Source organism: Aeromicrobium phragmitis (assembly GCF_003674095.1).
In the GTDB taxonomy this organism is placed as follows: Bacteria; Actinomycetota; Actinomycetes; order Propionibacteriales; family Nocardioidaceae; genus Aeromicrobium; species Aeromicrobium phragmitis.
In genome coordinates, this window is sequence record NZ_RDBF01000107.1 from 1 (window position 1) to 430 (window position 430).

Annotated in this window: 1 protein-coding gene; it reads left to right on the top strand. The window is 67.9% G+C overall.

Going from position 1 to position 430, the window contains the following annotated elements:
* Positions 1-430: DUF445 family protein (locus D9V41_RS16495; protein WP_133434244.1), on the top strand; the 430-nt coding region annotated here is incomplete at both ends.

Sequence of the window (430 nt, forward strand, 5' to 3'; positions counted from 1 at the left end):
GATCGCGGACTGGTTCGCCGTCACGGCGTTGTTCAAGCGCCCGCTCGGTCTACCGATCCCGCACACCGCGCTCGTGCCGCGCAAGAAGGAGCAACTCGGGGCCAGTCTTCAGGAGTTCGTCAGCGAGAACTTCCTGCGACCGGAGGTGATCCGCGAGCGCGTGGATCAGGCCGGTGTGTCGGTTCGTCTCGGCCGGTGGCTCGCCGACGACGCGCATGCCCGACGGCTCGTCGACGAGGGGTCCGACATTGCGGCGGACGTCCTCGCCGCCATCGATCCTGCGGACGTCGAGGCGGTGCTGACGGACATGATCATCCTGCGCATCCTCGAGGAGCCGTTGAGTCCGGCCATCGGTGAGCTGCTCGCTGAGGTCGTCCGGGAGGAGGCCCATCATGGGCTCGTCGACCTGGTCCTCGACGAGTTGGGCGGG